Source organism: Bacillus sp. JJ634 (genome assembly GCF_036962285.1).
Classification (GTDB): domain Bacteria; phylum Bacillota; class Bacilli; order Bacillales; family DSM-1321; genus Peribacillus; species Peribacillus asahii_A.
In genome coordinates, this window is the sequence record NZ_JBALMU010000110.1 from 1 (window position 1) to 24,974 (window position 24,974).

Annotated in this window: 32 protein-coding genes and 1 pseudogene; all 33 read left to right on the top strand. The window is 40.1% G+C overall.

The window, feature by feature from the left end; genetic code table 11:
* The first annotated feature begins 30 nt into the window (after positions 1 to 30).
* The 33 genes and pseudogenes from rpoB to rpmJ all read left to right on the top strand — a co-directional run bounded on the left by rpoB (position 31) and on the right by rpmJ (position 24,973).
* On the top strand, positions 31 to 3,612 hold the full coding sequence (gene rpoB, locus V7068_RS15960; RefSeq protein WP_127758656.1) for a DNA-directed RNA polymerase subunit beta: 3,582 nt from the start codon (positions 31 to 33) through the stop codon (positions 3,610 to 3,612).
* 158 nt (positions 3,613 to 3,770) lie between these two features.
* Complete coding sequence (rpoC, locus tag V7068_RS15965; RefSeq protein WP_499713639.1) at positions 3,771 to 7,364, top strand: DNA-directed RNA polymerase subunit beta'; 3,594 nt, start codon at positions 3,771 to 3,773, stop codon at positions 7,362 to 7,364.
* A gap of 292 nt (positions 7,365 to 7,656) precedes the next feature.
* Positions 7,657 to 7,905 carry a 50S ribosomal protein L7ae-like protein gene (locus V7068_RS15970; protein ID WP_499713640.1) on the top strand — a complete coding sequence of 83 codons (249 nt, stop codon included), beginning with the start codon at positions 7,657 to 7,659 and terminating at the stop codon, positions 7,903 to 7,905.
* A 103-nt stretch (positions 7,906 to 8,008) separates the two neighbouring features.
* Positions 8,009 to 8,431, top strand: a complete 423-nt coding sequence (gene rpsL / locus V7068_RS15975; protein WP_127758659.1) for a 30S ribosomal protein S12 — start codon at positions 8,009 to 8,011, stop codon at positions 8,429 to 8,431.
* A 44-nt stretch (positions 8,432 to 8,475) separates the two neighbouring features.
* Positions 8,476 to 8,946, top strand: a complete 471-nt coding sequence (rpsG, locus tag V7068_RS15980) for a 30S ribosomal protein S7 (RefSeq protein ID WP_127758660.1) — start codon at positions 8,476 to 8,478, stop codon at positions 8,944 to 8,946.
* 47 nt (positions 8,947 to 8,993) lie between these two features.
* On the top strand, positions 8,994 to 11,072 hold the full coding sequence (gene fusA / locus V7068_RS15985) for an elongation factor G (protein WP_499713641.1): 2,079 nt from the start codon (positions 8,994 to 8,996) through the stop codon (positions 11,070 to 11,072).
* Between the two features lie 118 nt (positions 11,073 to 11,190).
* Entirely contained in the window at positions 11,191 to 12,378 is a 1,188-nt protein-coding gene (tuf, locus tag V7068_RS15990) for an elongation factor Tu (RefSeq protein WP_127758662.1), read from the top strand.
* A gap of 549 nt (positions 12,379 to 12,927) precedes the next feature.
* The gene (rpsJ, locus tag V7068_RS15995) at positions 12,928 to 13,236 is read left to right on the top strand and encodes a 30S ribosomal protein S10 (protein WP_019244375.1); all 309 of its coding nucleotides are present in this window, start codon (positions 12,928 to 12,930) and stop codon (positions 13,234 to 13,236) included.
* Between the two features lie 41 nt (positions 13,237 to 13,277).
* Complete coding sequence (gene rplC / locus V7068_RS16000; protein WP_403153518.1) at positions 13,278 to 13,907, top strand: 50S ribosomal protein L3; 630 nt, start codon at positions 13,278 to 13,280, stop codon at positions 13,905 to 13,907.
* A 25-nt stretch (positions 13,908 to 13,932) separates the two neighbouring features.
* Positions 13,933 to 14,556, top strand: a complete 624-nt coding sequence (gene rplD / locus V7068_RS16005; protein ID WP_499713642.1) for a 50S ribosomal protein L4 — start codon at positions 13,933 to 13,935, stop codon at positions 14,554 to 14,556.
* Entirely contained in the window at positions 14,553 to 14,840 is a 288-nt protein-coding gene (rplW, locus tag V7068_RS16010) for a 50S ribosomal protein L23 (RefSeq protein WP_499713665.1), read from the top strand. The genes rplD and rplW overlap by 4 nt, the downstream gene beginning before the upstream one ends.
* Before the next feature lie 25 nt (positions 14,841 to 14,865).
* Positions 14,866 to 15,696, top strand: coding sequence for a 50S ribosomal protein L2 (gene rplB, locus V7068_RS16015; RefSeq protein ID WP_127758666.1), 831 nt, complete (start codon positions 14,866 to 14,868; stop codon positions 15,694 to 15,696).
* Positions 15,697 to 15,756: 60 nt separating this feature from the next.
* The gene (gene rpsS / locus V7068_RS16020; protein WP_127758667.1) at positions 15,757 to 16,035 is read left to right on the top strand and encodes a 30S ribosomal protein S19; all 279 of its coding nucleotides are present in this window, start codon (positions 15,757 to 15,759) and stop codon (positions 16,033 to 16,035) included.
* Positions 16,036 to 16,052: 17 nt separating this feature from the next.
* Positions 16,053 to 16,394 carry a 50S ribosomal protein L22 gene (rplV, locus tag V7068_RS16025; RefSeq protein WP_252292545.1) on the top strand — a complete coding sequence of 114 codons (342 nt, stop codon included), beginning with the start codon at positions 16,053 to 16,055 and terminating at the stop codon, positions 16,392 to 16,394.
* 3 nt (positions 16,395 to 16,397) lie between these two features.
* Positions 16,398 to 17,054, top strand: a complete 657-nt coding sequence (rpsC, locus tag V7068_RS16030; RefSeq protein WP_119118217.1) for a 30S ribosomal protein S3 — start codon at positions 16,398 to 16,400, stop codon at positions 17,052 to 17,054.
* Between the two features lies 1 nt (position 17,055).
* Positions 17,056 to 17,490 (top strand): 50S ribosomal protein L16, encoded by a 435-nt coding sequence (gene rplP / locus V7068_RS16035; RefSeq protein WP_252292547.1) that lies wholly within the window; start codon positions 17,056 to 17,058, stop codon positions 17,488 to 17,490.
* Positions 17,480 to 17,683, top strand: a complete 204-nt coding sequence (gene rpmC / locus V7068_RS16040; RefSeq protein ID WP_028390454.1) for a 50S ribosomal protein L29 — start codon at positions 17,480 to 17,482, stop codon at positions 17,681 to 17,683. The genes rplP and rpmC overlap by 11 nt, the downstream gene beginning before the upstream one ends.
* Before the next feature lie 19 nt (positions 17,684 to 17,702).
* On the top strand, positions 17,703 to 17,966 hold the full coding sequence (gene rpsQ / locus V7068_RS16045) for a 30S ribosomal protein S17 (protein WP_127758669.1): 264 nt from the start codon (positions 17,703 to 17,705) through the stop codon (positions 17,964 to 17,966).
* 42 nt (positions 17,967 to 18,008) lie between these two features.
* Positions 18,009 to 18,377, top strand: a complete 369-nt coding sequence (gene rplN, locus V7068_RS16050; protein WP_119118219.1) for a 50S ribosomal protein L14 — start codon at positions 18,009 to 18,011, stop codon at positions 18,375 to 18,377.
* Positions 18,378 to 18,419: 42 nt separating this feature from the next.
* On the top strand, positions 18,420 to 18,731 hold the full coding sequence (rplX, locus tag V7068_RS16055) for a 50S ribosomal protein L24 (protein WP_127758670.1): 312 nt from the start codon (positions 18,420 to 18,422) through the stop codon (positions 18,729 to 18,731).
* A 28-nt stretch (positions 18,732 to 18,759) separates the two neighbouring features.
* Positions 18,760 to 19,299 (top strand): 50S ribosomal protein L5, encoded by a 540-nt coding sequence (gene rplE, locus V7068_RS16060; protein ID WP_127758671.1) that lies wholly within the window; start codon positions 18,760 to 18,762, stop codon positions 19,297 to 19,299.
* A 21-nt stretch (positions 19,300 to 19,320) separates the two neighbouring features.
* The gene (locus V7068_RS16065; RefSeq protein ID WP_050613643.1) at positions 19,321 to 19,506 is read left to right on the top strand and encodes a type Z 30S ribosomal protein S14; all 186 of its coding nucleotides are present in this window, start codon (positions 19,321 to 19,323) and stop codon (positions 19,504 to 19,506) included.
* Positions 19,507 to 19,536: 30 nt separating this feature from the next.
* Positions 19,537 to 19,935: a 30S ribosomal protein S8 gene (gene rpsH, locus V7068_RS16070; RefSeq protein WP_127758672.1), complete on the top strand. Its 399-nt coding sequence runs from the start codon at positions 19,537 to 19,539 to the stop codon at positions 19,933 to 19,935.
* 30 nt (positions 19,936 to 19,965) lie between these two features.
* The gene (gene rplF, locus V7068_RS16075; RefSeq protein WP_499713643.1) at positions 19,966 to 20,502 is read left to right on the top strand and encodes a 50S ribosomal protein L6; all 537 of its coding nucleotides are present in this window, start codon (positions 19,966 to 19,968) and stop codon (positions 20,500 to 20,502) included.
* Between the two features lie 32 nt (positions 20,503 to 20,534).
* The gene (rplR, locus tag V7068_RS16080; RefSeq protein ID WP_499713644.1) at positions 20,535 to 20,897 is read left to right on the top strand and encodes a 50S ribosomal protein L18; all 363 of its coding nucleotides are present in this window, start codon (positions 20,535 to 20,537) and stop codon (positions 20,895 to 20,897) included.
* Positions 20,898 to 20,919: 22 nt separating this feature from the next.
* Positions 20,920 to 21,420, top strand: coding sequence for a 30S ribosomal protein S5 (gene rpsE / locus V7068_RS16085; protein WP_119118224.1), 501 nt, complete (start codon positions 20,920 to 20,922; stop codon positions 21,418 to 21,420).
* 13 nt (positions 21,421 to 21,433) lie between these two features.
* A complete protein-coding gene (gene rpmD / locus V7068_RS16090; protein ID WP_119118225.1) occupies positions 21,434 to 21,613 on the top strand; it encodes a 50S ribosomal protein L30 in 180 nt (59 codons plus the stop codon).
* A gap of 31 nt (positions 21,614 to 21,644) precedes the next feature.
* Complete coding sequence (gene rplO, locus V7068_RS16095; RefSeq protein WP_119118226.1) at positions 21,645 to 22,085, top strand: 50S ribosomal protein L15; 441 nt, start codon at positions 21,645 to 21,647, stop codon at positions 22,083 to 22,085.
* Positions 22,085 to 23,377: a preprotein translocase subunit SecY gene (gene secY, locus V7068_RS16100; RefSeq protein ID WP_127758674.1), complete on the top strand. Its 1,293-nt coding sequence runs from the start codon at positions 22,085 to 22,087 to the stop codon at positions 23,375 to 23,377. The genes rplO and secY overlap by 1 nt, the downstream gene beginning before the upstream one ends.
* Positions 23,378 to 23,435: 58 nt before the next feature.
* Positions 23,436 to 24,089 (top strand): adenylate kinase, encoded by a 654-nt coding sequence (locus V7068_RS16105; protein ID WP_127758675.1) that lies wholly within the window; start codon positions 23,436 to 23,438, stop codon positions 24,087 to 24,089.
* 162 nt (positions 24,090 to 24,251) lie between these two features.
* Positions 24,252 to 24,575, top strand: a pseudogene (locus tag V7068_RS16110) (M24 family metallopeptidase); the annotation flags it as partial.
* 24 nt (positions 24,576 to 24,599) lie between these two features.
* Entirely contained in the window at positions 24,600 to 24,818 is a 219-nt protein-coding gene (gene infA / locus V7068_RS16115) for a translation initiation factor IF-1 (protein WP_028390440.1), read from the top strand.
* Between the two features lie 41 nt (positions 24,819 to 24,859).
* Entirely contained in the window at positions 24,860 to 24,973 is a 114-nt protein-coding gene (gene rpmJ / locus V7068_RS16120) for a 50S ribosomal protein L36 (RefSeq protein ID WP_003156543.1), read from the top strand.
* Position 24,974: the final 1 nt, after the last annotated feature.

A 24,974-nucleotide genomic window follows, 5' to 3' on the forward strand; every position in this document is an offset into this window, starting at 1 on the left:
TTATAACGCTTGATTTAAGGGGTGAATCAGTTGACAGGTCAACTAGTTCAGTATGGACGACACCGCCAACGTAGAAGTTATGCAAGAATCAGTGAAGTTTTAGAGCTTCCAAATCTTATTGAGATTCAAACAGCTTCTTACCAATGGTTTCTAGATGAAGGACTTCGAGAAATGTTTCAAGATATTTCTCCAATCGAGGACTTTACAGGTAACTTATCACTTGAATTTATTGATTACAGCTTGGCTGAACCTAAGTATCCAGTAGAAGAATCAAAAGAGCGTGATGTTACGTATTCAGCACCTCTTCGTGTAAAGGTACGCCTTGTTAATAAAGATACAGGTGAAGTAAAAGACCAAGATGTTTTCATGGGTGACTTCCCATTGATGACAGAAACAGGAACATTCATTATTAATGGTGCTGAACGTGTTATCGTTTCTCAGTTAGTACGCTCTCCAAGTGTGTATTACAGTGGGAAAATGGATAAAAACGGGAAGCGCGGCTTTACAGCAACGGTTATTCCAAACCGTGGTGCATGGCTTGAATATGAAACAGATGCAAAAGATGTTGTGTATGTAAGAATCGATCGTACGCGAAAATTACCAGTTACGGTATTGATGCGTGCGCTAGGCTTTGGTACTGATCAAGAAATTATTGATTTAATCGGTGACAATGAATATTTACGCAACACGCTTGAGAAGGACAATACAGAAAGTGTAGAAAAAGCTTTGCTTGAGATTTATGAGCGTCTTCGTCCAGGTGAACCGCCGACAGTCGAAAATGCTAAAAGTCTGTTGATTTCTCGCTTCTTTGACCCAAAACGATATGATTTAGCGAACGTAGGTCGTTATAAAATAAACAAAAAGCTGCACATTAAAAATCGTCTATTCGGACAACGTATTGCCGAAACGTTAATTGATCCGGAAACAGGAGAAATTATTGTTGAAAAAGGCACGATGTTAGATCGACGTATTTTAGATAAAATCTTGCCTCATCTTGAAAATGGCATTGGTTTTAAAACATATCACCCAACTGGTGGCGTAGTAGAAGATGAAACATTGCTTCAACCAATTAAAATATACGCACCAAATGATCCTGATGGTGAAAAAGTTATTAATGTAATTGGTAATGCCTATGTAACGGAAGAAGTGAAGCATATTACACCTGCTGATATTCTTTCTTCTATTAGTTATTTCTTTAACTTATTACATGGTGTAGGGATTACAGATGATATTGACCACTTAGGAAATCGTCGTTTACGCTCTGTTGGTGAACTTCTACAGAACCAATTTAGAATTGGATTATCTCGTATGGAGCGCGTTGTTCGTGAGAGAATGTCTATTCAAGATACAAACACGATTACACCACAGCAGCTAATTAATATTCGTCCAGTTATTGCGTCAATTAAAGAATTCTTTGGTAGTTCTCAGCTTTCTCAATTCATGGACCAAACGAATCCTCTTGCTGAATTGACACACAAACGTCGTCTTTCTGCACTAGGACCTGGTGGTTTGACACGTGAACGCGCTGGTTTTGAAGTGCGTGACGTTCACTACTCTCACTATGGTCGTATGTGTCCAATTGAAACGCCTGAGGGTCCAAACATTGGGTTGATTAACTCATTGTCTAGTTATGCGAAAGTGAATCCATATGGTTTCATTGAAACGCCATATCGCCGAGTGGATCCAGAAACAGGGAAAATCACAAATCAAATTGATTACTTAACAGCAGATGAAGAAGATAACTATGTAGTCGCTCAAGCGAATGTACGTCTATCTGATGATGGGTCATTCCTTGATGAAGGCATTGTAGCTCGTTTCCGTGGTGAAAACACTGTAGTTCCGCGCGATCGTGTCGATTACATGGACGTATCTCCTAAGCAAGTTGTATCAGCTGCGACAGCATGTATTCCGTTCTTAGAAAACGATGACTCCAACCGTGCTTTAATGGGAGCGAACATGCAACGTCAAGCGGTTCCATTAATGCAGCCTGAAGCGCCGCGCGTAGGTACAGGTATGGAGTACGTATCAGCTAAAGACTCTGGTGCAGCTGTTATTTGTAAACACCCTGGTATCGTTGAACACGTAGAAGCTCGCGAAATTTGGGTTCGACGTGTATCAGAAGTAGACGGTCAAGAAGTGAAGGGGAACCTTGATAAATACCGTTTATTGAAATTTATTCGTTCTAACCAAGGAACGTGTTATAACCAACGCCCAATTGTTAGCATAGGAGACAAAGTTGTAAAAGGTGAAATCCTTGCCGATGGTCCTTCAATGGAAAAAGGTGAGTTAGCGCTTGGACGCAACGTACTTGTTGCCTTCATGACATGGGATGGATATAACTATGAGGATGCCATCATCATGAGTGAACGTTTAGTAAAAGATGATGTGTATACATCGATTCATATTGAAGAGTATGAATCAGAGTCTCGTGATACAAAATTAGGACCGGAAGAAATTACACGTGATATTCCGAACGTTGGGGAAGATGCCCTTCGTAACCTTGATGAGCGTGGAATTATCCGTGTTGGTGCAGAAGTAAAAGACGGAGATCTACTAGTAGGGAAAGTAACACCTAAAGGGGTTACAGAACTAACAGCAGAAGAACGTTTACTTCATGCAATTTTTGGTGAAAAAGCTCGTGAAGTTCGAGATACATCTCTTCGTGTGCCTCACGGCGGCGGCGGAATCGTCTTGGATGTTAAAGTATTTAACAGAGAAGACGGTGACGAACTTCCACCAGGTGTAAACCAACTAGCGCGTGTGTATATCGTACAAAAACGTAAAATTCATGAAGGGGATAAAATGGCCGGTCGCCATGGTAATAAAGGGGTTATCTCCCGAATCCTTCCTGAAGAAGATATGCCGTATTTACCGGATGGCACACCAGTTGACATCATGTTAAATCCACTGGGCGTACCTTCACGTATGAACATTGGTCAAGTACTTGAGTTACACCTAGGTATGGCCGCTCGTGCTCTTAATATTCACGTTGCTTCTCCTGTATTCGATGGCGCAACTGAAGATGATGTTTGGGAAACAATTGAAGAAGCTGGTATGGCTCGTGATGCGAAAACCGTATTATATGACGGACGTTCAGGAGAACCATTTGACAATCGTGTATCCGTAGGTGTCATGTATATGATTAAACTTGCGCACATGGTTGACGATAAGCTTCATGCTCGTTCAACTGGACCATACTCTCTTGTTACGCAGCAACCGCTTGGTGGTAAAGCACAATTCGGTGGACAGCGTTTCGGTGAGATGGAGGTTTGGGCACTTGAAGCATATGGTGCCGCGTATACACTTCAAGAAATTCTTACTGTTAAATCGGATGATGTGGTTGGTCGTGTGAAAACATACGAAGCAATTGTTAAAGGCGAGAATGTTCCGGAACCAGGTGTACCTGAATCGTTCAAAGTATTGATTAAGGAACTTCAAAGCTTAGGATTAGATGTTAAAATCATGAACTCTGAAGATCGAGAAATTGAGATGCGAGATTTAGAGGATGAGGATGACGCTAATCAATCAGACGTATTAAACATGGAATCTGATACAAAAGAGATGGTTGCTTCTGAAGTAGGAGCACAATCTAGCTCAGTTACTACAGATTAATGAACAGATAATGACTTTAACAGGTAGCCATATCGTGCTGCCTGTTAAAGCCTCATTCATATAATGGTTGATGATCGTGAGAGAAATCTTGCGTTATAATTGTTTATGTAGATAAGCAATAAGGGTAAAACCTGGAGATTAAAAGGGAGGTAGGCCCCTTGCTAGACGTTAATAATTTTGAGTATATGAAGATTGGTCTTTCTTCACCGGACAAGATTCGTTCTTGGTCACATGGAGAAGTGAAAAAACCTGAAACAATTAACTATCGTACATTAAAGCCAGAAAAAGATGGTTTATTCTGCGAAAGAATCTTTGGTCCACAGAAAGACTGGGAATGTCACTGTGGTAAGTACAAACGTGTTCGTTATAAAGGTGTAGTCTGTGATCGTTGTGGCGTAGAAGTGACTCGATCAAAAGTTCGTCGTGAACGTATGGGTCATATTGAACTAGCTGCTCCTGTATCACATATTTGGTATTTTAAAGGTATTCCAAGCCGTATGGGACTTGTATTAGATATGTCTCCTCGTGCACTAGAAGAAGTTATTTACTTTGCTTCTTATGTTGTAACAGAAACAGGCGATACAACTTTAGAAAAGAAACAACTGCTTTCTGAAAAAGAGTATCGTGCATACCGTGAGAAGTACGGAAAGAAATTCCAAGCTGCTATGGGTGCCGAAGCTATTAAGAAGCTTCTTCAAGATATTGATACGGAAAAAGAAGTAGAGGCGTTGAAGGAAGAGTTAAAAACGGCTCAAGGACAACGTAGAACTCGTGCGATTAAACGATTAGAAGTGTTAGAAGCGTTCCGTAATTCTGGAAATGAACCTTCATGGATGATTTTAGATGTTCTGCCGGTTATTCCGCCAGAGCTTCGCCCGATGGTTCAACTAGACGGTGGTCGTTTCGCGACATCTGATTTAAATGATTTATATCGTCGTGTAATTAACCGAAATAATCGTTTGAAACGATTATTAGATCTTGGAGCACCAAGCATTATCGTTCAAAACGAAAAACGTATGCTGCAAGAAGCTGTTGATGCATTGATTGATAATGGCCGTCGTGGTCGTCCAGTAACAGGACCAGGTAATCGTCCATTGAAATCATTATCTCACATGTTAAAAGGTAAACAAGGACGATTCCGTCAAAACCTTCTTGGTAAACGTGTGGACTACTCTGGTCGTTCAGTTATCGTTGTAGGGCCTAACTTGAAAATGTATCAATGTGGTTTACCGAAAGAAATGGCGATTGAATTATTCAAGCCATTCGTTATGAAGGAGCTTGTTCAAAAAGGTTTAGCACATAATATTAAATCAGCTAAACGTAAGATTGAACGTTTCTCTCCTGAAATTTGGGACGTATTAGAAGAAGTAATCAGAGAACATCCTGTATTGCTGAACCGTGCCCCAACGCTGCACAGACTTGGTATTCAAGCGTTTGAACCAACGCTAGTAGAAGGACGTGCGATTCGCCTGCATCCACTTGTATGTACAGCATACAATGCCGATTTTGATGGCGACCAAATGGCTGTTCACGTACCATTGTCTTCAGAAGCGCAAGCAGAAGCACGTATGCTAATGTTAGCTGCTCAAAACATCTTGAATCCAAAAGACGGAAAACCAGTCGTAACGCCATCTCAGGATATGGTATTAGGGAACTACTACCTAACATTAGAACGAGAAGGTGCAATCGGTGAGGGAATGGTCTTTAAAGATACAAATGAGGCATTACTTGCTTACCAAAATGGTTACGTCCACCTGCATTCTCGTTGTGCAGTGCAAGCTTCTTCTTTAAACAACCAAACGTTTACAGAAGAGCAAAATAATCAGCTGTTATTAACAACAGTTGGGAAATTAGTGTTCAATGAAATTTTACCGAATTCGTTCCCATACATTAACGAGCCAACTCGTTATAACTTAGAAACGAAAACACCGGAAAAATATTTTGTGGACAAAGGTGCTAATATTCAAGAATTGATTAATGCACAGCCAGTGATTGATCCATTTAAGAAAAAATATCTTGGAAATATCATTGCGGAAGTATTTAAACGTTTCAAAATTACAGAAACATCGAAAATGCTTGATCGCATGAAAGATCTTGGATTCAAATATTCTACAAAAGCCGGTATTACGGTTGGTGTAGCAGATATCGTTGTATTAGGTGAAAAACAAGGAATTATTGATGAAGCACAACAAAAAGTGGATAACGTATTAAAACAATTCAGACGTGGTTTAATCACAGAAGATGAGCGTTATGATCGCGTTATTGCGATTTGGAGTGCGGCAAAAGATACAATCCAATCTAAACTGATGGATTCCTTAGACCGTCGTAACCCAATCTTTATGATGAGTGATTCCGGTGCCCGTGGTAACGCCTCTAACTTTACGCAGCTTGCGGGTATGCGTGGATTGATGGCCAACCCGGCTGGTCGAATTATTGAGTTACCGATTAAGTCAAGTTTCCGTGAAGGTTTGACGGTATTAGAGTACTTCATCTCTACTCACGGTGCGCGTAAAGGTCTTGCCGATACAGCACTAAAAACTGCCGATTCTGGTTACTTAACTCGTCGTTTAGTAGACGTAGCGCAAGATGTTATCATTCGTGATGACGATTGTGGTACAGATCGCGGCTTGAAAATTTCTGCTTTAAGAGAAGGAACAGAAATTATTGAAGCACTTGAAGAGCGTTTAGTTGGACGTTATGCAAGAAAAGCGATTAAACACCCAGAAACGGATGAAGTTATTGTCCCAGAGAATGGTTTAATCACAGAAGACCTAGCTAACTATATTGAATCTCTAGGTATTGAAACGGTATGGATTCGTTCTGCCTTTACGTGTAACACAAGCCATGGTGTATGTAAAAAATGTTATGGTCGTAACTTGGCAACGGGTCAAGCGGTTGAAGTCGGAGAGGCAGTTGGTACAATTGCCGCACAATCAATTGGTGAACCAGGTACTCAGTTAACGATGCGTACATTCCATACAGGTGGAGTTGCCGGAGACGATATTACTCAAGGTTTACCTCGTATTCAGGAGATTTTTGAAGCGAGAAATCCAAAAGGTCAAGCGATTATTTCTGAGATTGAAGGTACAGTTGTTTCAATCAATGAGATTCGTGATAAACAACAGGAAATTGTGATTCAAGGGGCTGTCGAGTCTCGTACGTATACTGCACCATATACAGCACGTCTAAGAGTGAAAGTGGATTCACATGTACGTCGAGGCGAAGAGTTAACAGAAGGTTCCATCGATCCAAAAGAATTGTTGAAAGTCACAGATGTGTTAACTGTTCAAGAATATCTGTTGCATGAAGTACAAAAAGTATATCGTATGCAAGGGGTAGAAATTGGCGACAAACATATCGAAGTAATGGTTAGACAGATGCTTCGCAAAGTTCGTGTCTTAGATGCGGGTGAAACAGAGGTTCTTCCAGGAACATTACTAGATGTACATCAATTTACGCTTGCCAATACAGAAGCGTTAATGAACGGTAAATTACCAGCAACGGGACGTCCAATTCTGTTAGGTATTACAAAGGCATCTCTTGAAACAGATTCTTTCTTGTCTGCAGCATCGTTCCAAGAAACAACAAGAGTCTTAACAGACGCTGCAATTAAAGGGAAACGCGATGAATTATTAGGCTTGAAAGAAAATGTTATTATTGGTAAGCTAATCCCTGCGGGTACAGGTATGCTTCGTTACCGCAAAGCACAGCCTGTAGTTGCTGAGGATGAAGAAACAGTTACAGTAGACTAATAACTATTGAGGTTGGCTCAATAAAGGAAGGCAAGATCATTCACTTTAAAATAAAGTAGAATGACTTAGCAGACTTTATTGAGTCAGCTTTTTAAAGGTTATGTCAAACGTGAGTATTTCATGGAATGATAGTTCAAATAGGTTGAAAATGAAGAGTCATATAGCATAGTCTTTAAAATAAGGAAAACATTTGCTAAAAAACTTTTCAAAAGAAGTTGACACCAATTGTTAAAAGGTGATAATATAGCAAAGGTGCTCCTACGTTACCTTGTAACTCTGGAGGATATAGACCATGTCTTATGAAAAAGTAATGCAGGCAAAGTCTGTGGTTATAGGAACGAAACAAACAGTGAGAGCTCTGAAACACAATTTGATTCAAGAGATTATCATTGCTCGAGATGCGGATATTTACTTGACAGCGCGCGTTGTTGAAACTGCTACTGAGTTGAATGTTCCGATCACATATGTTGATTCGATGAAAATGCTTGGAAAAGCATGCGGTATAGATGTCGGAGCAGCAACTGTTGCCCTAAAAAAGTAAACTCGTTTTTGCATAACAATTGCAAGAACTTTGTTTTTACCCATTTATGAACCACCTGGATGTGTGGTACTAGGAATGAAAAAGTGAAGGGAGGAAAAATAGAATGCCTACTATTAACCAATTAGTGCGCAAAGGTCGCGAATCAAAAGAAATTAATTCAAAATCACCAGCGCTAAACAAAGGCTACAACAGCTTCAAGAAAGCACAAACTAACGTATCATCTCCGCAAAAACGTGGTGTTTGTACGCGTGTTGGTACAATGACACCGAAAAAACCAAACTCTGCGTTACGTAAATATGCGCGTGTACGTTTAACAAACGGTATCGAGGTAACAGCTTATATCCCAGGTATCGGTCACAACTTACAAGAACACAGCGTGGTACTTATCCGCGGTGGTCGTGTAAAAGATTTACCAGGGGTACGTTATCACATCGTTCGTGGTGCACTTGACACTGCTGGTGTTAACAATCGTATGCAAGGCCGTTCTAAATACGGTACGAAGCGTCCAAAAGCTGCAAAAAAATAATCTAAAACTTAAAATATGATTTTCTTTGAAAGGAGGAAAAATTAATGCCTCGTAAAGGACCTGTTTCAAAAAGAGATGTATTACCAGATCCAATTTATAATTCAAAACTTGTGACTCGTTTAATCAACAAAATGATGGTTGATGGACAAAGAGGTAAATCACAAAAAATTCTTTACTCTGCATTCGATCTTATTAAAGAACGTACTGGCAATGAACCAATCGAAGTGTTTGAACAAGCACTTAAAAACATCATGCCTGTATTAGAAGTTAGAGCACGCCGTGTAGGTGGTGCTAACTACCAAGTACCAGTTGAGGTGCGTCCAGACCGCCGTTCAACTCTAGGTCTTCGTTGGTTAGTAAACTACTCTCGTCTTCGTGGAGAAAAAACGATGGAAGAGCGTTTAGCTTCTGAAATCATGGATGCAGCTAACAACACTGGTGCATCAGTTAAGAAACGTGAAGATACACACAAAATGGCAGAAGCGAACAAAGCATTCGCTCACTACCGTTGGTAAAATTAAATACTATAAAATTAAATTCATAGAAGGAAGGAGAAAGACAAATGGCAAGAGAGTTCTCCTTAGCTAATACTCGTAATATCGGGATCATGGCTCACATTGATGCTGGTAAAACGACAACTACAGAACGTATTCTTTATTACACTGGTAAAATCCATAAAATTGGTGAAACGCATGAAGGTGCTTCCCAAATGGACTGGATGGAACAAGAGCAAGAACGCGGAATTACAATTACATCTGCTGCAACAACTGCACAATGGAACGGTAACCGTATCAACATTATCGATACTCCAGGTCACGTTGACTTCACTGTTGAAGTTGAGCGTTCTCTACGTGTTCTTGATGGAGCTGTAGCTGTTCTTGACGCGCAATCAGGTGTTGAGCCTCAAACTGAAACAGTTTGGCGTCAAGCAACAACTTACGGAGTACCACGTATTGTATTCGTAAACAAAATGGATAAAATGGGTGCAGACTTCTTATATTCTGTAGGAACTCTACACGATCGCCTTCAAGCGAACGCTCACCCAATCCAATTACCAATTGGTGCTGAAGATAACTTCTCAGCAATCATTGACTTAGTAGAAATGAAAGCAACTTTCTACGGTAATGACCAAGGTACTGATATCACAGAAGGTGAAATTCCTGCAGAACATCTTGAATTAGCTCAAGAATACCGCGAGAAATTAATCGAAGGTGTTGCTGAAGTTGATGAAGATTTAATGGAAAAATACCTAGGTGGAGAAGAAATTTCAGTTGAAGAGCTTAAAGCGGCAATCCGTAAAGCGACAATCGCTGTTGAATTCTATCCAGTAATCTGTGGTACTGCCTTCAAGCATAAAGGTGTACAACCAATGCTAGATGCGGTTATCGACTATCTTCCAGCTCCGATTGATGTACCTTCTATTAAAGGTACTCTACCTGATAGCGAAGAAGAAGTTGAACGTCACTCAAGCGACGAAGAGCCATTCTCAGCACTTGCATTTAAAGTAATGACGGATCCATATGTAGGGAAACTTACATTCTTCCGTGTATACTCTGGTACGTTGCAATCTGGTTCTTACGTAATAAACTCTACAAAAGGTAAACGTGAGCGTGTTGGACGTATCCTTCAAATGCATGCAAACAGCCGTGAAGAAATTTCTGAAGTATACGCAGGAGATATCGCAGCTGCAGTAGGTTTGAAAGATACTACAACAGGTGACACTCTATGTGATGACAAAAACCAAGTTATTCTTGAGTCTATGGTCTTCCCAGAGCCAGTTATCTCGCTTTCTGTTGAACCAAAATCAAAAGCTGACCAAGACAAAATGTCTCAAGCTTTACAAAAACTACAAGATGAAGATCCAACATTCCGTGCGCACACTGACCAAGAAACAGGTCAAACAATTATCGCTGGTATGGGTGAACTTCACTTAGATATTCTTGTAGATCGTATGCGTCGTGAATTTAAGGTAGAAGCGAACGTAGGTGCTCCTCAAGTAGCTTACCGTGAAACATTCCGTGCATCGGCACAAGTTGAAGGTAAATTCGTACGTCAATCTGGTGGTCGTGGACAATTCGGTCACGTATGGATCGAGTTTTCTCCTAACGAAGAAGGAAAAGGCTTCGAATTTGAAAATGCTATCGTCGGTGGTGTTGTACCACGTGAATACATCCCTGCAGTTCAAGCTGGTCTAGAAGACTCTCTTGATCGCGGTGTACTTGCTGGATACCCTCTTATCGATATTAAAGCAAAACTTTTCGACGGATCATACCATGATGTTGACTCCAACGAAATGGCGTTTAAAATCGCTGCATCTATGGCACTTAAAAATGCAGTATCTAAATGTCAACCGGTTATCCTTGAACCGATTATGAAAGTAGAAGTTGTTATTCCGGAAGAATACATGGGAGATATCATGGGTGATGTTACATCACGTCGTGGCCGTGTAGAAGGTATGGAAGCTCGCGGTAACACGCAAGTTGTTAAAGCGATGGTTCCACTATCTGAAATGTTCGGATATGCAACATCTCTACGTTCTAATACACAAGGACGCGGAACATTCTCTATGCACTTCGATCACTATGAAGAAGTACCAAAGAGCATTTCTGAAGAAATTATCAAAAAAAATAAAGGTGAATAATTGATTTTCATACTTTATTAAAGTATAACTACTTATGTAAGCTGTGATGGAAGAATTTTTCTTCTGTCACAGAACTATATACTTAATATTATTCGTAAATTTAAGGAGGAATTCCCTAATGGCTAAAGAAAAATTTGATCGTTCAAAACCCCACGTTAACGTTGGAACAATTGGTCACGTTGACCATGGTAAAACTACTTTAACAGCTGCTATCACAACTGTACTTGCAAAATCAGGTGGTGCAGAAGCACGCGCTTATGACCAAATTGATGGTGCTCCAGAAGAAAGAGAACGTGGTATCACAATCTCTACTGCACACGTTGAGTACGAAACTGCTAACCGTCACTACGCACACGTTGACTGCCCAGGACACGCTGACTATGTTAAAAACATGATCACTGGTGCTGCTCAAATGGACGGTGGTATCTTAGTAGTATCTGCTGCTGATGGCCCAATGCCACAAACTCGTGAGCACATCCTTCTTTCTCGTCAAGTAGGTGTACCTTACCTTGTTGTATTCATGAACAAATGTGATATGGTAGACGATGAAGAACTTCTTGAATTAGTAGAAATGGAGATTCGTGATCTTCTTTCTGAATACGATTTCCCTGGTGATGATATCCCAGTTATCAAAGGTTCTGCTCTTAAAGCTCTTGAAGGAGACGCTGCTTGGGAAGAAAAAATTCACGAATTAATGAACGCTGTTGATGAGTACATCCCAACACCAACTCGTGATACTGATAAAGACTTCATGATGCCAGTTGAGGACGTATTCTCAATCACTGGACGTGGAACAGTTGCTACTGGACGTGTTGAGCGTGGACAAATTAAAGTCGGTGACGTAATCGAAATCATCGGTCTTTCTGAAGAGCCAAAATCAACTACTGTAACAGGTGTTGAAATGTTCCGTAAACTTCTTGACTATGCTGAAGCTGGTGACAACATCGGTGCACTTCTTCGTGGTGTAGCTCGTGAAGATATCCAACGTGGACAAGTACTTGCTAAACCAGGTTCAATCACTCCACACACTAAATTTAAAGCTGAAGTTTATGTTCTTTCAAAAGAAGAAGGTGGACGTCACACTCCATTCTTCTCTAACTACCGTCCTCAGTTCTACTTCCGTACAACTGACGTAACTGGTATTTGTAACCTACCTGAAGGCGTAGAAATGGTTATGCCTGGTGATAACATCGAAATGACTGTTGAATTGATCGCTCCAATCGCTATCGAAGAAGGTACTAAATTCTCTATCCGTGAGGGTGGACGTACTGTAGGCGCTGGCGTAGTTGCTACAATCACTGAGTAATTATAACTGACGGTTTATAAATAGGAAGGGACGCCTTCTGAAAGGGCCAGACAGGACGCTGTCTGGCTTTTTTATTGTATAGGAAACAGTATAAGTACTTAGAAGCTATGAGTTAAAATGAAGTGCGGCTGTATTGTGTGCAGCCCAGCTCGTCGATTTATACTCTGTTCAATAGATAAAGGTAAAGAGTAACTTCCCCTTCTAGTTCCTCTTTTCTTATATGTGTCTTCTTTTTCTTTATATCTATATAAATAACTTTGCATAAAAAGTTTTGTTTATTATATAGAAGAAACTAGTTTCGAAGTTGTTGTGAACTAATACTTGATAAGAGGGCTATATCTATGTATAATAGTAAAAGTGTGTTACACAAAGTTTGTTGCAAGTTTTTCTTGCTTATTCTTTGTGCTTTGTGTATAATAGACAATGTTGGTCTTTGACTGCGATGATATGGAAGGTTGCTGACACACCCGGCCGCTTTGCCATGGCGGGTGAGTGGGAAATTTCCATTGAGAAGGTCTATTTTAAAATAGGCGAAAAGGAGGGAAAATAATGGCAAAACAAAAAATTCGTATCCGTTTAAAAGCATATGATCACAGAATCCTTGATCAATCTGCTGAGAAAATTGTTGAAACTGCAAAACGCTCTGGTGCGGCTGTATCTGGTCCGATCCCATTGCCGACTGAAAGATCTGTTTATACAATCCTTCGTGCGGTTCATAAATACAAAGATTCTCGTGAACAATTCGAAATGCGTACGCATAAACGTCTAATCGACATCGTTAATCCAACTCCACAAACAGTTGATTCATTGATGCGTTTAGATTTACCATCAGGCGTTGATATTGAAATTAAATTATAATTCATATAAAAAATGAACAATTACTCTAGGAGGTGTGACTAATGACCAAAGGAATCTTAGGAAGAAAAATCGGTATGACTCAAGTTTTTGCTGAAAACGGTGAGCTTATTCCAGTAACAGTTATCGAAGCTGCGGAAAACGTTGTTCTACAAAAGAAAACGGTTGAAACAGACGGTTATGAAGCAATTCAAATCGGTTTCGAAACAAAGCGTGAAAAGCTTTCAAACAAACCTGAAAAAGGGCATGTTGAAAAAGCAAACACTGCTCCTAAGCGCTTCATCCGTGAATTCCGCGGAGCTAATCTTGGTGAATACGAGATCGGTCAGGAAGTCAAAGTTGATATTTTCGCTGAAGGCGAAATAGTTGATGTAACAGGAATTTCAAAAGGTAAAGGTTTCCAAGGTTCTATCAAGCGCCACGGACAATCTCGCGGACCAATGGCACACGGTTCTCGTTACCACCGTCGCCCAGGTTCAATGGGTCCTGTTGCTCCAAACCGCGTATTCAAAGGTAAATTATTACCAGGACGCATGGGCGGAGAAAAAATCACTGTTCAAAACTTAGCTATCGTTAAAGTTGATGTTGAACGTAATTTACTATTGGTTAAAGGTAACGTACCAGGTGCGAGAAAAGCCTTAATCAAAGTAACTAGCGCTGTTAAAGCGAAGTAATATTTAAGAAAGGAGGAGCATTAGAATGCCAAAAGTTACATTGTTCAACCAAACTGGATCACAAGTTGGAGATATCGAACTTAATGATTCTATATTTGGTATTGAGCCTAATAATCACGTATTATTTGAAGCAATCATTATGCAACGAGCTTCCCTACGTCAAGGGAATCACAAAGTAAAAAACCGTTCTGAAGTTGCAGGCGGCGGACGTAAACCTTGGAAACAAAAAGGAACTGGACGCGCACGTCAAGGTTCTATCCGTTCACCACAATGGCGTGGTGGTGGTACTGTATTTGGACCAACTCCAAGATCTTACGCTTACAAATTACCGAAAAAGGTACGTCGTTTAGCGATTAAATCTGCATTATCTGCTAAAGCATTAGAAGAGAACATCTTAGTTCTTGAAAGCTTATCTTTCGAAGCTCCAAAAACGAAAGAGTTTGCAGCAGTTCTAAATAACCTTTCTGTTGATACTAAAGCATTAGTCGTTACTAATGGAGTAGACGAGAAAGTTGCTCTTTCTGCACGTAACATCCCAGGTGTTACTGTAGTGGAAGCTGAGGGTCTTAATGTTCTTGATGTTGTATCACACAACAAATTGATCTTGACTAAATCAGCTGTCGAAAAAGTAGAGGAGGTGCTTGCATAATGGACGCACGCGATATCATTAAGCGCCCCGTAATTACTGAAGCTTCTTCAGACGCAATGGCTGAGAAGAAGTACACTTTTGAAGTTGATGTGAAAGCTAACAAAACTCAAGTTAAAGATGCTGTTCAAGAAATCTTTGGCGTACAAGTTGAGAAAGTAAACATCATGAACTACAAAGGGAAATTCAAACGCATGGGTAAACATGCAGGCTACACTAACAAGCGCCGTAAAGCTATTGTTAAACTAACTGCTGATAGCAAAGAAATCGAGCTATTTGAAGCTTAATTCATAAGAGAAGGAGGGAAATACAATGGCGATTAAAAAGTATAAACCTACCTCTAACGGTCGACGCAACATGACAACTTCTGATTTTGCTGAGATTACTACAGACAAACCAGAAAAATCATTACTTGCTCCCCTTCATAGTAAAGGCGGCCGTAACAACCAAGGTAAGTTAACAGTTCGTCATCAAGGTGGCGGTCACAAGCGTCAATACCGTATCATCGATTTCAAACGAAATAAAGATGGTATACCAGGACGCGTTGCTACAATTGAGTACGATCCAAATCGTTCTGCAAACATTGCATTAATTAACTATGTAGATGGAGAAAAACGTTATATCCTAGCTCCTAAAAACCTAGAAGTAGGTATGGAGATTATGTCAGGTCCTGAAGCTGATATTAAAGTAGGTAACGCTCTTCCATTAATCAACATCCCAGTTGGTACAGTAATCCATAACATCGAACTTAAACCAGGAAAAGGTGGACAATTAGTCCGTTCAGCAGGTACATCTGCTCAAGTACTTGGTAAAGAAGGTCGTTATGTACTTGTACGTTTAAACTCTGGTGAAGTTCGTATGATTCTTGCTACATGCCGTGCTTCAATCGGTCAAGTAGGTAACGAACAACATGAACTTATCCACATCGGTAAAGCAGGTCGTTCACGTTGGTTAGGTAAACGCCCAACAGTTCGTGGATCTGTAATGAACCCGAATGATCACCCACACGGTGGTGGTGAAGGTCGTTCACCAATCGGACGTAAATCACCAATGTCTCCATGGGGTAAACCAACTCTTGGATACAAAACACGTAAGAAAAAGAACAAATCCGATAAATTTATCGTACGTCGTCGTAAAAAATAACGGGATTGAACTACGGTTCATTCAAAGAACCGTAGAACGATCACGAAGGGAGGTACTCGCATGGGTCGTAGCTTAAAAAAGGGGCCTTTTGTTGATGATCATTTAATCGTTAAAATTGAAAAGTTAAATGAAACAGATAAGAAGCAAGTTGTAAAAACTTGGTCTCGTCGTTCAACAATCTTCCCACAATTCATCGGGCACACAATCGCAGTTTATGATGGTCGTAAACATGTGCCGGTTTATGTAACTGAAGATATGGTAGGTCACAAACTAGGCGAATTCGCGCCAACACGAACTTATAAAGGTCATGCAAGTGACGATAAGAAAACAAGACGTTAATGAGAGGAGGGCATCTCATGCAAGCAAAAGCTGTCGCTAAAACAGTTCGTATTGCAGCTCGTAAAGTCCGTTTAGTTGCGGATTTAATTCGAGGAAAACAAGTAGGTGAGGCAGTTGCGATTCTTCGTTTAACTCCAAAAGCTGCATCTCCAGTTGTAGAAAAAGTTCTTAAGTCTGCTATCGCAAACGCAGAACATAACTACGAAATGGATATCAACAACCTAGTTGTTTCAGAAGCATACGTTAATGAAGGACCAACTTTAAAACGTTTCCGTCCTCGCGCTCAAGGGCGTGCGAGTGCGATTAACAAACGTACTAGTCATATTACAATCGTTGTATCAGAAAAGAAGGAGGGATAATCTGTGGGTCAAAAGGTAAATCCAATCGGTATGCGTATTGGGATCATCCGAGATTGGGAGTCCAAGTGGTACGCTGATAAAGACTATGCAGAACTTTTACATGAAGACCTTAAAGTTCGTGAATATATCACGAAACGTTTAAGCGATGCTTCTGTATCAAAAGTTGAAATCGAACGTGCTGCTAACCGCATTAACATTTCTGTACACACAGCTAAGCCAGGTATGGTTATTGGTAAAGGTGGTACAGAAGTTGAAGCGCTTCGTAAAGCATTAAACCAATTAACAGGTAAAAGAGTTCATATCAACATCATCGAAATCAAAAGAGCAGATCTTGATGCAAAATTAGTTGCAGAAAACATTGCTCGTCAATTAGAAAATCGTGTTTCATTCCGTCGTGCTCAAAAGCAAGCTATTCAACGTACTATGCGCGCTGGTGCTCAAGGAATCAAAACACAAGTTTCTGGTCGTCTTGGCGGTGCTGATATCGCTCGTGCTGAACACTATAGTGAAGGAACAGTTCCTCTTCACACACTTCGTGCTGACATTGATTATGCTCATGCAGAAGCAGACACTACTTACGGTAAATTAGGTGTAAAAGTTTGGATCTACCGTGGAGAAGTTCTTCCTACTAAGAAGAAATCTGAGGAAGGAGGAAAATAATATGTTATTGCCAAAACGCGTAAAATATCGTCGTGAACACCGCGGTAAAATGAGAGGGAATGCTAAAGGTGGTACTGAAGTACATTTCGGAGAATATGGCCTTCAAGCACTTGAAGCTTCTTGGATCACAAACCGTCAAATCGAGGCTGCACGTATTGCAATGACACGTTACATGAAACGTGGCGGTAAAGTTTGGATTAAAATTTTCCCAAGCAAACCTTACACTGCTAAACCACTTGAAGTCCGAATGGGTTCTGGTAAAGGGGCTCCTGAAGGATGGGTTGCAGTTGTTAAACCAGGTAAAGTAATGTTTGAAATCTCTGGTGTATCTGAAGAGATTGCACGTGAAGCATTACGTCTTGCAATGCACAAACTTCCAGTTAAATGTAAGTTTGTAAAACGAGAAGAAATTGGTGGTGAATCAAGTGAAAGCTAATGAAATCAAAGAATTAACCACTGCCGAAATTGAACAAAAAGTGAAATCTCTTAAAGAAGAACTATTTAATCTTCGTTTCCAGTTAGCTACTGGACAACTTGAAAATACAGCTCGTATCCGTGAAGTGCGCAAATCGATCGCTCGTATGAAAACAGTTGTTCGTGAAAGAGAGATCGGTGTCAATAATCGATAATTGAATGGAGGTTTGCAGAATGAGCGAACGCAACCAACGTAAAGTCTACACTGGCCGCGTTGTATCCGACAAAATGGATAAAACAGTAACAGTCCTTGTAGAAACGTATAAAAAGCATTCTTTATACGGTAAGCGCGTAAAGTACTCGAAGAAATTCAAAGCTCATGACGAGCTGAATGAAGCGAAAATTGGCGATGTAGTACGTATTATGGAAACTCGTCCACTTTCAGCGACAAAACGCTTCCGTTTATTAGAAGTAGTAGAAAAAGCAGTTATTATTTAATCTATGTTCGGATTAAGCTAATTCCGAAGGGAGGTACCGTACATGATTCAACAAGAATCTCGTTTAAAAGTAGCAGACAACTCTGGTGCTCGTGAGGTTTTAACAATTAAAGTTCTTGGTGGTTCTGGTCGTAAAACTGCAAATATCGGTGATATCATCGTTGTTACAGTTAAACAAGCAACACCAGGTGGCGTTGTTAAAAAAGGTGATGTAGTTAGAGCAGTTGTCGTACGTACAAAGAGCGGTGTACGTCGTCCTGATGGATCTTACATTAAATTCGATGAGAATGCTTGTGTAATTATCCGTGACGATAAGAGCCCGCGTGGAACACGTATCTTTGGACCAGTTGCTCGTGAATTACGTGACAACAATTTCATGAAGATCGTTTCTCTTGCTCCAGAAGTTCTATAATTGATAAATATCGTAAAAGCCTTTCAAGGAGGTGCGAAGCTAATGCATGTTAAAAAAGGTGACAAAGTCGTAGTTATCTCTGGTAAGGACAAAGGCAAACAAGGTACAATCCTTGCAGCATACCCAAAGAAAAATCGTGTGCTTGTTGAGGGAGTAAACATCGTGAAAAAGCATTCTAAGCCATCACAAGCTAATCCACAAGGTGGAATTATTAGTCTAGAAGCTGCTATTCACGTTTCTAATGTTATGCCGCTTGATCCAAAATCAGGTAAACCAACTCGTGTTGGATACAAGATTGAAAACGGCAAAAAAGTACGCGTAGCTAAAATATCAGGTGAAACTTTAGATAAATAAGTCATAAATGAAGGGAGGTAACTAAATAATGAGCCGCCTTAGAGAAAAATACCAAAGCGAAATTACTCCATCTTTAATGGGTAAATTCAACTATCAATCAGTAATGCAAGTACCAAAGATCGAAAAGGTTGTTATTAATATGGGTGTGGGTGATGCTGTTGCTAACTCAAAAGCACTAGATGTTGCTGTTGAAGAATTACAACAAATCGCTGGTCAAAAACCTGTAGTAACAAAAGCAAAAAAATCAATCGCAGGCTTCCGTTTACGTGAAGGTATGCCTATCGGTGCGAAGGTTACACTACGTGGAGAGCGTATGTATCAATTCCTTGATAAGCTAGTTTCTGTTTCTTTACCACGTGTACGTGACTTCCGCGGCGTTTCAAAAAAATCATTTGATGGTCGTGGAAACTACACATTAGGTGTAAAAGAACAGCTGATCTTCCCTGAGATTGACTACGATAAAGTGAGCAAAGTTCGTGGTATGGACATCGTTATTGTAACGACTGCTAATACAGATGAAGAAGCTCGTGAACTACTTACTCAAATCGGAATGCCGTTCCAAAAGTAATCAAAAAAGGGAGGCTATAACGTGGCTAAAAAGTCTATGGTCGTAAAACAAAAGCGCGGACCTAAGTTTAAAGTACAAGAATATACACGTTGCGAACGTTGCGGACGTCCACATTCTGTATACCGTAAATTTAAACTTTGCCGTATTTGTTTCCGCGAACTTGCATATAAAGGACAAATTCCTGGCGTGAAAAAAGCTAGCTGGTAAAACCCGAGTTTGGGAAGGAGGTAAAATAAAATGGTCATGACAGATCCTATTGCAGATATGCTTACTCGCATCCGTAATGCGAACATGGTACGTCACGAAAAATTAGAAGTTCCTGCTTCTAAGATCAAAAGAGATATTGCTGAGATCTTGAAAAAAGAGGGCTTCGTACGTGACGTTGAGTTTATCGAAGACAATAAACAAGGTATCATCCGTATCTTCTTAAAATACGGTGGAAATAACGAACGTGTAATTACTGGATTAAAACGTATTAGTAAACCTGGTTTACGTGTATACGCAAAAACTGGTGAAGTACCACGCGTTCTTAATGGATTAGGTATCGCAATTGTTTCAACTTCTCAAGGAGTTTTCACTGATAAAGAAGCTCGCGCTAAACAAGTAGGCGGAGAAGTATTAGCATACGTTTGGTAATACATTGTTACAAGAATGGAGGTGCACTAAATGTCACGTGTAGGTAAAAAACCTATTGAAATTCCTGCTGGCGTTACAGTTACAATCAACGGTAGTGATGTAACTGTAAAAGGTCCTAAAGGTGAATTATCTAGATCATTTCATGCGGATCTTACAATCGCTCAAGAAGAGAACGTAGTTACAGTAACACGTCCTTCTGATTCAAAAGAGCACCGTACTATCCATGGTACAACTCGTGCTGTACTTTCAAACATGGTTGAAGGTGTTTCTAAAGGATTCGAAAAATCATTAGAACTTATCGGGGTTGGTTACCGTGCTCAAAAGCAAGGTAACAAGCTAGTTCTTAATGTAGGGTACTCTCACCCTGTTGAATTTGAAGCTGAACAAGGACTTGAAGTTGAAGTTCCTTCAAATACAAAGATCATTGTTAAAGGTATTAGCAAAGAACGTGTAGGCGCTCTTGCAGCTGATATCCGTGATGTTCGCCCACCAGAGCCTTATAAAGGTAAAGGTATCCGTTACGAAGGTGAATATGTTCGTCGTAAAGAAGGTAAAACTGGTAAGTAATGTCGCATAAGTAAACGAAAGGAGTGACGTAAATGATTACGAAGCTTGATAAAAACGCTACTCGTCAGAAAAGACACGCGCGTGTCCGTGCGAAACTTTCTGGTACGGAAGCTCGTCCTCGTTTAAATGTGTTCCGTTCAAACAAACACATTTACGCACAATTAGTTGACGATGTAAAAGGCGTAACTCTAGCAAGTGCTTCTACTCTTGATAAAGAGATCGGTACAGAAGCTACTAGCAATGCTGAAGCAGCTCAAAAAGTTGGCGAACTTATTGCGAAACGTGCTGTAGAAAAAGGTTATACAACTGTGGTATTTGACCGCGGAGGTTACCTTTTCCATGGCCGCGTAAAAGCATTAGCTGACGCTGCTCGTGAAAACGGCTTAGAATTTTAATGGATAAGGAGGGACAAAACAGATGCGTCGTATTGATCCTAATAAATTAGAACTTGAAGAACGCGTAGTTACCGTTAACCGTGTAGCTAAAGTTGTAAAAGGCGGACGTCGTTTCCGTTTCACTGCACTTGTAGTTGTTGGTGATAAAAACGGTCACGTTGGATTCGGTACTGGTAAAGCTCAAGAAGTTCCAGATGCGATCCGCAAAGCTATCGAGGATGCTAAGAAAAACTTAATTACGTTACCAATGGTTGGAACAACTATTCCGCACCTTGTTAACGGACGTTTCGGTGCAGGTCACGTATTATTAAAACCTGCTTCTGCCGGTACTGGAGTTATCGCTGGTGGACCAGTTCGTGCAGTCTTAGAATTAGGTGGTATCCAAGATATTCTTTCTAAATCTCTAGGTACAAGTACACCAATTAACATGGTTCGTGCAACAATCGAAGGATTAAAGCAATTGAAACGTGCTGAGGACGTAGCTAAGTTACGTGGTAAATCAGTAGAAGAACTGTTAGGATAAGGGGGGAATTCAAATGGCTAAATTAGAAATTACCCTTACTCGTAGCTTGATTGGTCGCCCTGAAGATCAACGCGTTACAGTTAACACACTGGGTTTACGTAAAATGCATCAAACAGTTGTTCATGATGATAACCCTGCGATTCGCGGTATGATTACCAAAGTTGCTCATCTTGTTACTGTAAAGGAACAATAAAAACATAACTCATAACAAGGAGGTGCCAACAATGAAACTTCATGAGTTAAAACCTGCAGAAGGTGCTCGTAAAGAACGTAAACGTAAAGGTCGCGGTATCGGATCTGGTAACGGTAAAACTGCTGGTAAAGGTCATAAAGGACAAAACGCTCGTTCAGGCGGTGGCGTTCGTCTTGGATTTGAAGGTGGTCAAACACCATTATTCAGACGTTTACCAAAACGTGGATTTACAAACATCAACCGTAAAGACTATGCTATCGTGAATCTTGATACGTTAAATCGTTTCGAAGACGGTACAGAAGTAACACCTGCTCTATTAATCGAGACAGGTATTGTAAGTAAAGAAAAAGCAGGAATCAAAATTCTTGCAAAAGGGAACATCGAGAAAAAGCTTACTGTTAAAGCTAACAAATTCTCTTCAGCTGCTAAAGAAGCGATCGAAGCTGCTGGCGGTACTGCAGAGGTGATCTGATGTTTCGTACGATCTCCAATTTTATGCGTGTGGGTGAAATAAGAAATAAAATTTTCTTTACCCTGCTAATGCTAATCGTCTATCGCATCGGTACATTTATTCCTGTACCGAATGTGAATGCCGATGTTTTCACAGCGCAGGAAGAGTTAGGCGTCATTGGTTTATTAAATACCTTTGGCGGCGGTGCCTTGCAAAATTTCTCCATCTTAGCGATGGGTATTATGCCGTATATTACGGCATCTATTATTGTTCAGTTGCTTCAAATGGACGTTGTTCCAAAGTTTACTGAATGGTCTAAGCAAGGGGAAGCTGGTCGTCGTAAACTAGCTCAATTCACTCGTTACTTTACCATTATTCTTGGATTTATTCAGGCATTAGGAATGTCTTATGGATTCAATAGTATGTATAGTGGTTTAGTAGAAGACCCTAGCATTGGAACGTATTTGCTTATTGCGACTGTTTTAACCGCGGGTACGGCTTTTCTTTTGTGGTTAGGAGAGCTGATCACGTCTAAAGGTGTAGGTAACGGTATTTCTATCATTATCTTTGCTGGGATTGTTGCTAGTTTTCCTACGACAATTAATCAAATTTATGCTCAGCAGTTTGAAGATGCTGGAGAACAACTTTTCTTACGAATCGTAACCATGGTTCTTATAGCTTTAGCAGTATTAGCAATCATAGTGGCTGTTATCTTTATTCAACAAGCACTACGTAAAATTCCGATCCAATATGCGAAGCGCGCTGCGGCAGGTCGTACACAAATGGGTGGGCAATCTACTCACCTACCATTAAAGGTGAATGCTGCAGGGGTTATTCCGGTAATCTTTGCAATGGCATTTCTTATTACACCTACAACCATTGTTACATTCTTTGAACAGAATAGTGTAACAGAATGGATTCAAAAGTCATTTAATTATACGGAACCAATCGGTATGATTATTTATGTGGCTCTTATTATTGCTTTTGCTTATTTTTATGCCTTTATTCAGGTTAATCCTGAACAAATGGCTGATAATTTGAAAAAGCAAGGTGGATATGTACCTGGGATTCGTCCTGGTCAGAATACACAAGATTATTTAACGAGCGTATTATATCGTTTAACGTTTGTTGGCTCTATATTTTTAGCAGTCATTGCCGTTTTACCGGTATTCTTCATTAAAATTGCTGATCTTCCTCAATCTGCACAGATTGGTGGAACAAGTCTTCTTATCGTGGTTGGGGTAGCCCTTGATACGATGAAACAACTTGAAGCGCAATTAGTGAAACGCCATTATAAAGGTTTTATAAAGTAATGAGTTTTGGGAACGGATTGTTCCCAATGCCCATTATAGAGTTTGAGGGGGAATACAAATGAATCTAGTATTAATGGGACTTCCAGGTGCTGGTAAAGGTACTCAAGCTGAAAAGATTGTAGAAAAATATAACATCCCTCATATCTCTACTGGAGATATGTTCCGAACAGCTATCAAAGATGGAACAGAGCTTGGTATACAAGCAAAATCATTCATGGATCAAGGTGCGCTTGTACCAGATGAAGTTACAATCGGGATTGTCCGTGAAAGATTAAGTAAAGATGATTGTAAGAAAGGTTTCTTGCTTGATGGTTTTCCACGTACTGTGGCTCAAGCTGAAGCATTAGAAAATATTCTTACAGATTTAGATCGTCAAATCAATTTTGTTATTAATATTGACGTGGATAAAGAGATTTTGATGGAAAGATTAACAGGTCGCCGCATTTGTAAATCTTGTGGTTCGACATATCACCTTGTTTTTAATCCTCCAGCAAAAGAAGACACATGCGATCGCTGTGGCGGAGAACTTTACCAACGTGCTGACGATAATGCAGAAACGGTTCAAAATCGCTTAGATGTGAATTTGAAACAAACGCAGCCACTTCTTGATTTCTACGGAGAAAAAGGGTATTTGCAAAACATTAACGGGCAGCAAGATATTAATAAGGTATTTGAAGATGTTGATGCACTTCTTGAAGGATTAGCCATCTAATTCTACAAATCTTGTGGAATTTGCGAAAAAGTATGCAATTTTTTTCGATAAAAGGTATAATGAATTTCGCGGGCGTCAACGCAGTACTTCAAAATATCTAGCTTTTGATTTTTTCAAAATCTACAAAATTACTGAAGAAACTAGAGCGACTCTAAAGGATTTAAAGAGTCATTATATAGAGGGTTGAAAGAAGCTTGCCAGGCGTGCGTCTTTCAAATATCTCCCATGTTATTCAAACCTATGTCGTGGTTCACTATTTCTCTTTTATTTAGAGAGTATGGCTCTCACGGAATCGGTCAAGACTTACATGAGGACCCATAAATTCCTCATTTCGGTCCACCTGATAAAGGTCCTCAGTTAAAGCCTGGTTTGGTAAACGCTGTTGTTGATAAGGTGAATACTATATGCAGATATGCACTGACTTTAGAGGATGATTGGACTGTAGTAACGGTTGACGGAAAGATGTGTACTCTTTTAGAGTTCACCCATAGAGAAGGGAGAATCACTTTAATGGCGAAAGACGATGTAATTGAAGTAGAAGGCACAGTACAAGAGACTTTGCCAAATGCAATGTTTAAGGTAGAATTAGAAAATGGTCATACTGTTTTAGCTCATGTATCCGGTAAAATTCGTATGCACTTTATTCGTATTTTGCCTGGAGATAAAGTTACGGTTGAGCTTTCCCCGTATGATCTAACTCGCGGCAGAATCACATACCGATTTAAATAAATCTGGTTACGCTCCGATCTGTATAAGGAGGTTAGATAGCAATGAAAGTTAGACCATCAGTCAAGCCAATCTGTGAGAAATGTAAAGTTATCCGCAGAAAAGGTAAAGTAATGGTTATTTGCGAAAACCCTAAACATAAACAAAAACAAGGCTAAT

Coding starts and splice junctions, on each gene's coding strand:
- rplP (WP_252292547.1), top strand. CDS start 17,056: ATGTTATTGCCAAAACGCGTAAAATATCGTCGTGAACACCGCGGTAAA.
- fusA (WP_499713641.1), top strand. CDS start 8,994: ATGGCAAGAGAGTTCTCCTTAGCTAATACTCGTAATATCGGGATCATG.
- rplD (WP_499713642.1), top strand. CDS start 13,933: ATGCCAAAAGTTACATTGTTCAACCAAACTGGATCACAAGTTGGAGAT.
- rplB (WP_127758666.1), top strand. CDS start 14,866: ATGGCGATTAAAAAGTATAAACCTACCTCTAACGGTCGACGCAACATG.
- rplE (WP_127758671.1), top strand. CDS start 18,760: ATGAGCCGCCTTAGAGAAAAATACCAAAGCGAAATTACTCCATCTTTA.
- rpsL (WP_127758659.1), top strand. CDS start 8,009: ATGCCTACTATTAACCAATTAGTGCGCAAAGGTCGCGAATCAAAAGAA.
- rpsS (WP_127758667.1), top strand. CDS start 15,757: ATGGGTCGTAGCTTAAAAAAGGGGCCTTTTGTTGATGATCATTTAATC.
- rplO (WP_119118226.1), top strand. CDS start 21,645: ATGAAACTTCATGAGTTAAAACCTGCAGAAGGTGCTCGTAAAGAACGT.
- rpmD (WP_119118225.1), top strand. CDS start 21,434: ATGGCTAAATTAGAAATTACCCTTACTCGTAGCTTGATTGGTCGCCCT.
- rpsH (WP_127758672.1), top strand. CDS start 19,537: ATGGTCATGACAGATCCTATTGCAGATATGCTTACTCGCATCCGTAAT.
- rpsQ (WP_127758669.1), top strand. CDS start 17,703: ATGAGCGAACGCAACCAACGTAAAGTCTACACTGGCCGCGTTGTATCC.
- rpsJ (WP_019244375.1), top strand. CDS start 12,928: ATGGCAAAACAAAAAATTCGTATCCGTTTAAAAGCATATGATCACAGA.
- tuf (WP_127758662.1), top strand. CDS start 11,191: ATGGCTAAAGAAAAATTTGATCGTTCAAAACCCCACGTTAACGTTGGA.
- rplF (WP_499713643.1), top strand. CDS start 19,966: ATGTCACGTGTAGGTAAAAAACCTATTGAAATTCCTGCTGGCGTTACA.
- V7068_RS15970 (WP_499713640.1), top strand. CDS start 7,657: ATGTCTTATGAAAAAGTAATGCAGGCAAAGTCTGTGGTTATAGGAACG.
- rplN (WP_119118219.1), top strand. CDS start 18,009: ATGATTCAACAAGAATCTCGTTTAAAAGTAGCAGACAACTCTGGTGCT.
- rplX (WP_127758670.1), top strand. CDS start 18,420: ATGCATGTTAAAAAAGGTGACAAAGTCGTAGTTATCTCTGGTAAGGAC.
- rplC (WP_403153518.1), top strand. CDS start 13,278: ATGACCAAAGGAATCTTAGGAAGAAAAATCGGTATGACTCAAGTTTTT.
- infA (WP_028390440.1), top strand. CDS start 24,600: ATGGCGAAAGACGATGTAATTGAAGTAGAAGGCACAGTACAAGAGACT.
- rplR (WP_499713644.1), top strand. CDS start 20,535: ATGATTACGAAGCTTGATAAAAACGCTACTCGTCAGAAAAGACACGCG.
- V7068_RS16105 (WP_127758675.1), top strand. CDS start 23,436: ATGAATCTAGTATTAATGGGACTTCCAGGTGCTGGTAAAGGTACTCAA.
- rpsG (WP_127758660.1), top strand. CDS start 8,476: ATGCCTCGTAAAGGACCTGTTTCAAAAAGAGATGTATTACCAGATCCA.
- rpmJ (WP_003156543.1), top strand. CDS start 24,860: ATGAAAGTTAGACCATCAGTCAAGCCAATCTGTGAGAAATGTAAAGTT.
- secY (WP_127758674.1), top strand. CDS start 22,085: ATGTTTCGTACGATCTCCAATTTTATGCGTGTGGGTGAAATAAGAAAT.
- rpsE (WP_119118224.1), top strand. CDS start 20,920: ATGCGTCGTATTGATCCTAATAAATTAGAACTTGAAGAACGCGTAGTT.
- rplV (WP_252292545.1), top strand. CDS start 16,053: ATGCAAGCAAAAGCTGTCGCTAAAACAGTTCGTATTGCAGCTCGTAAA.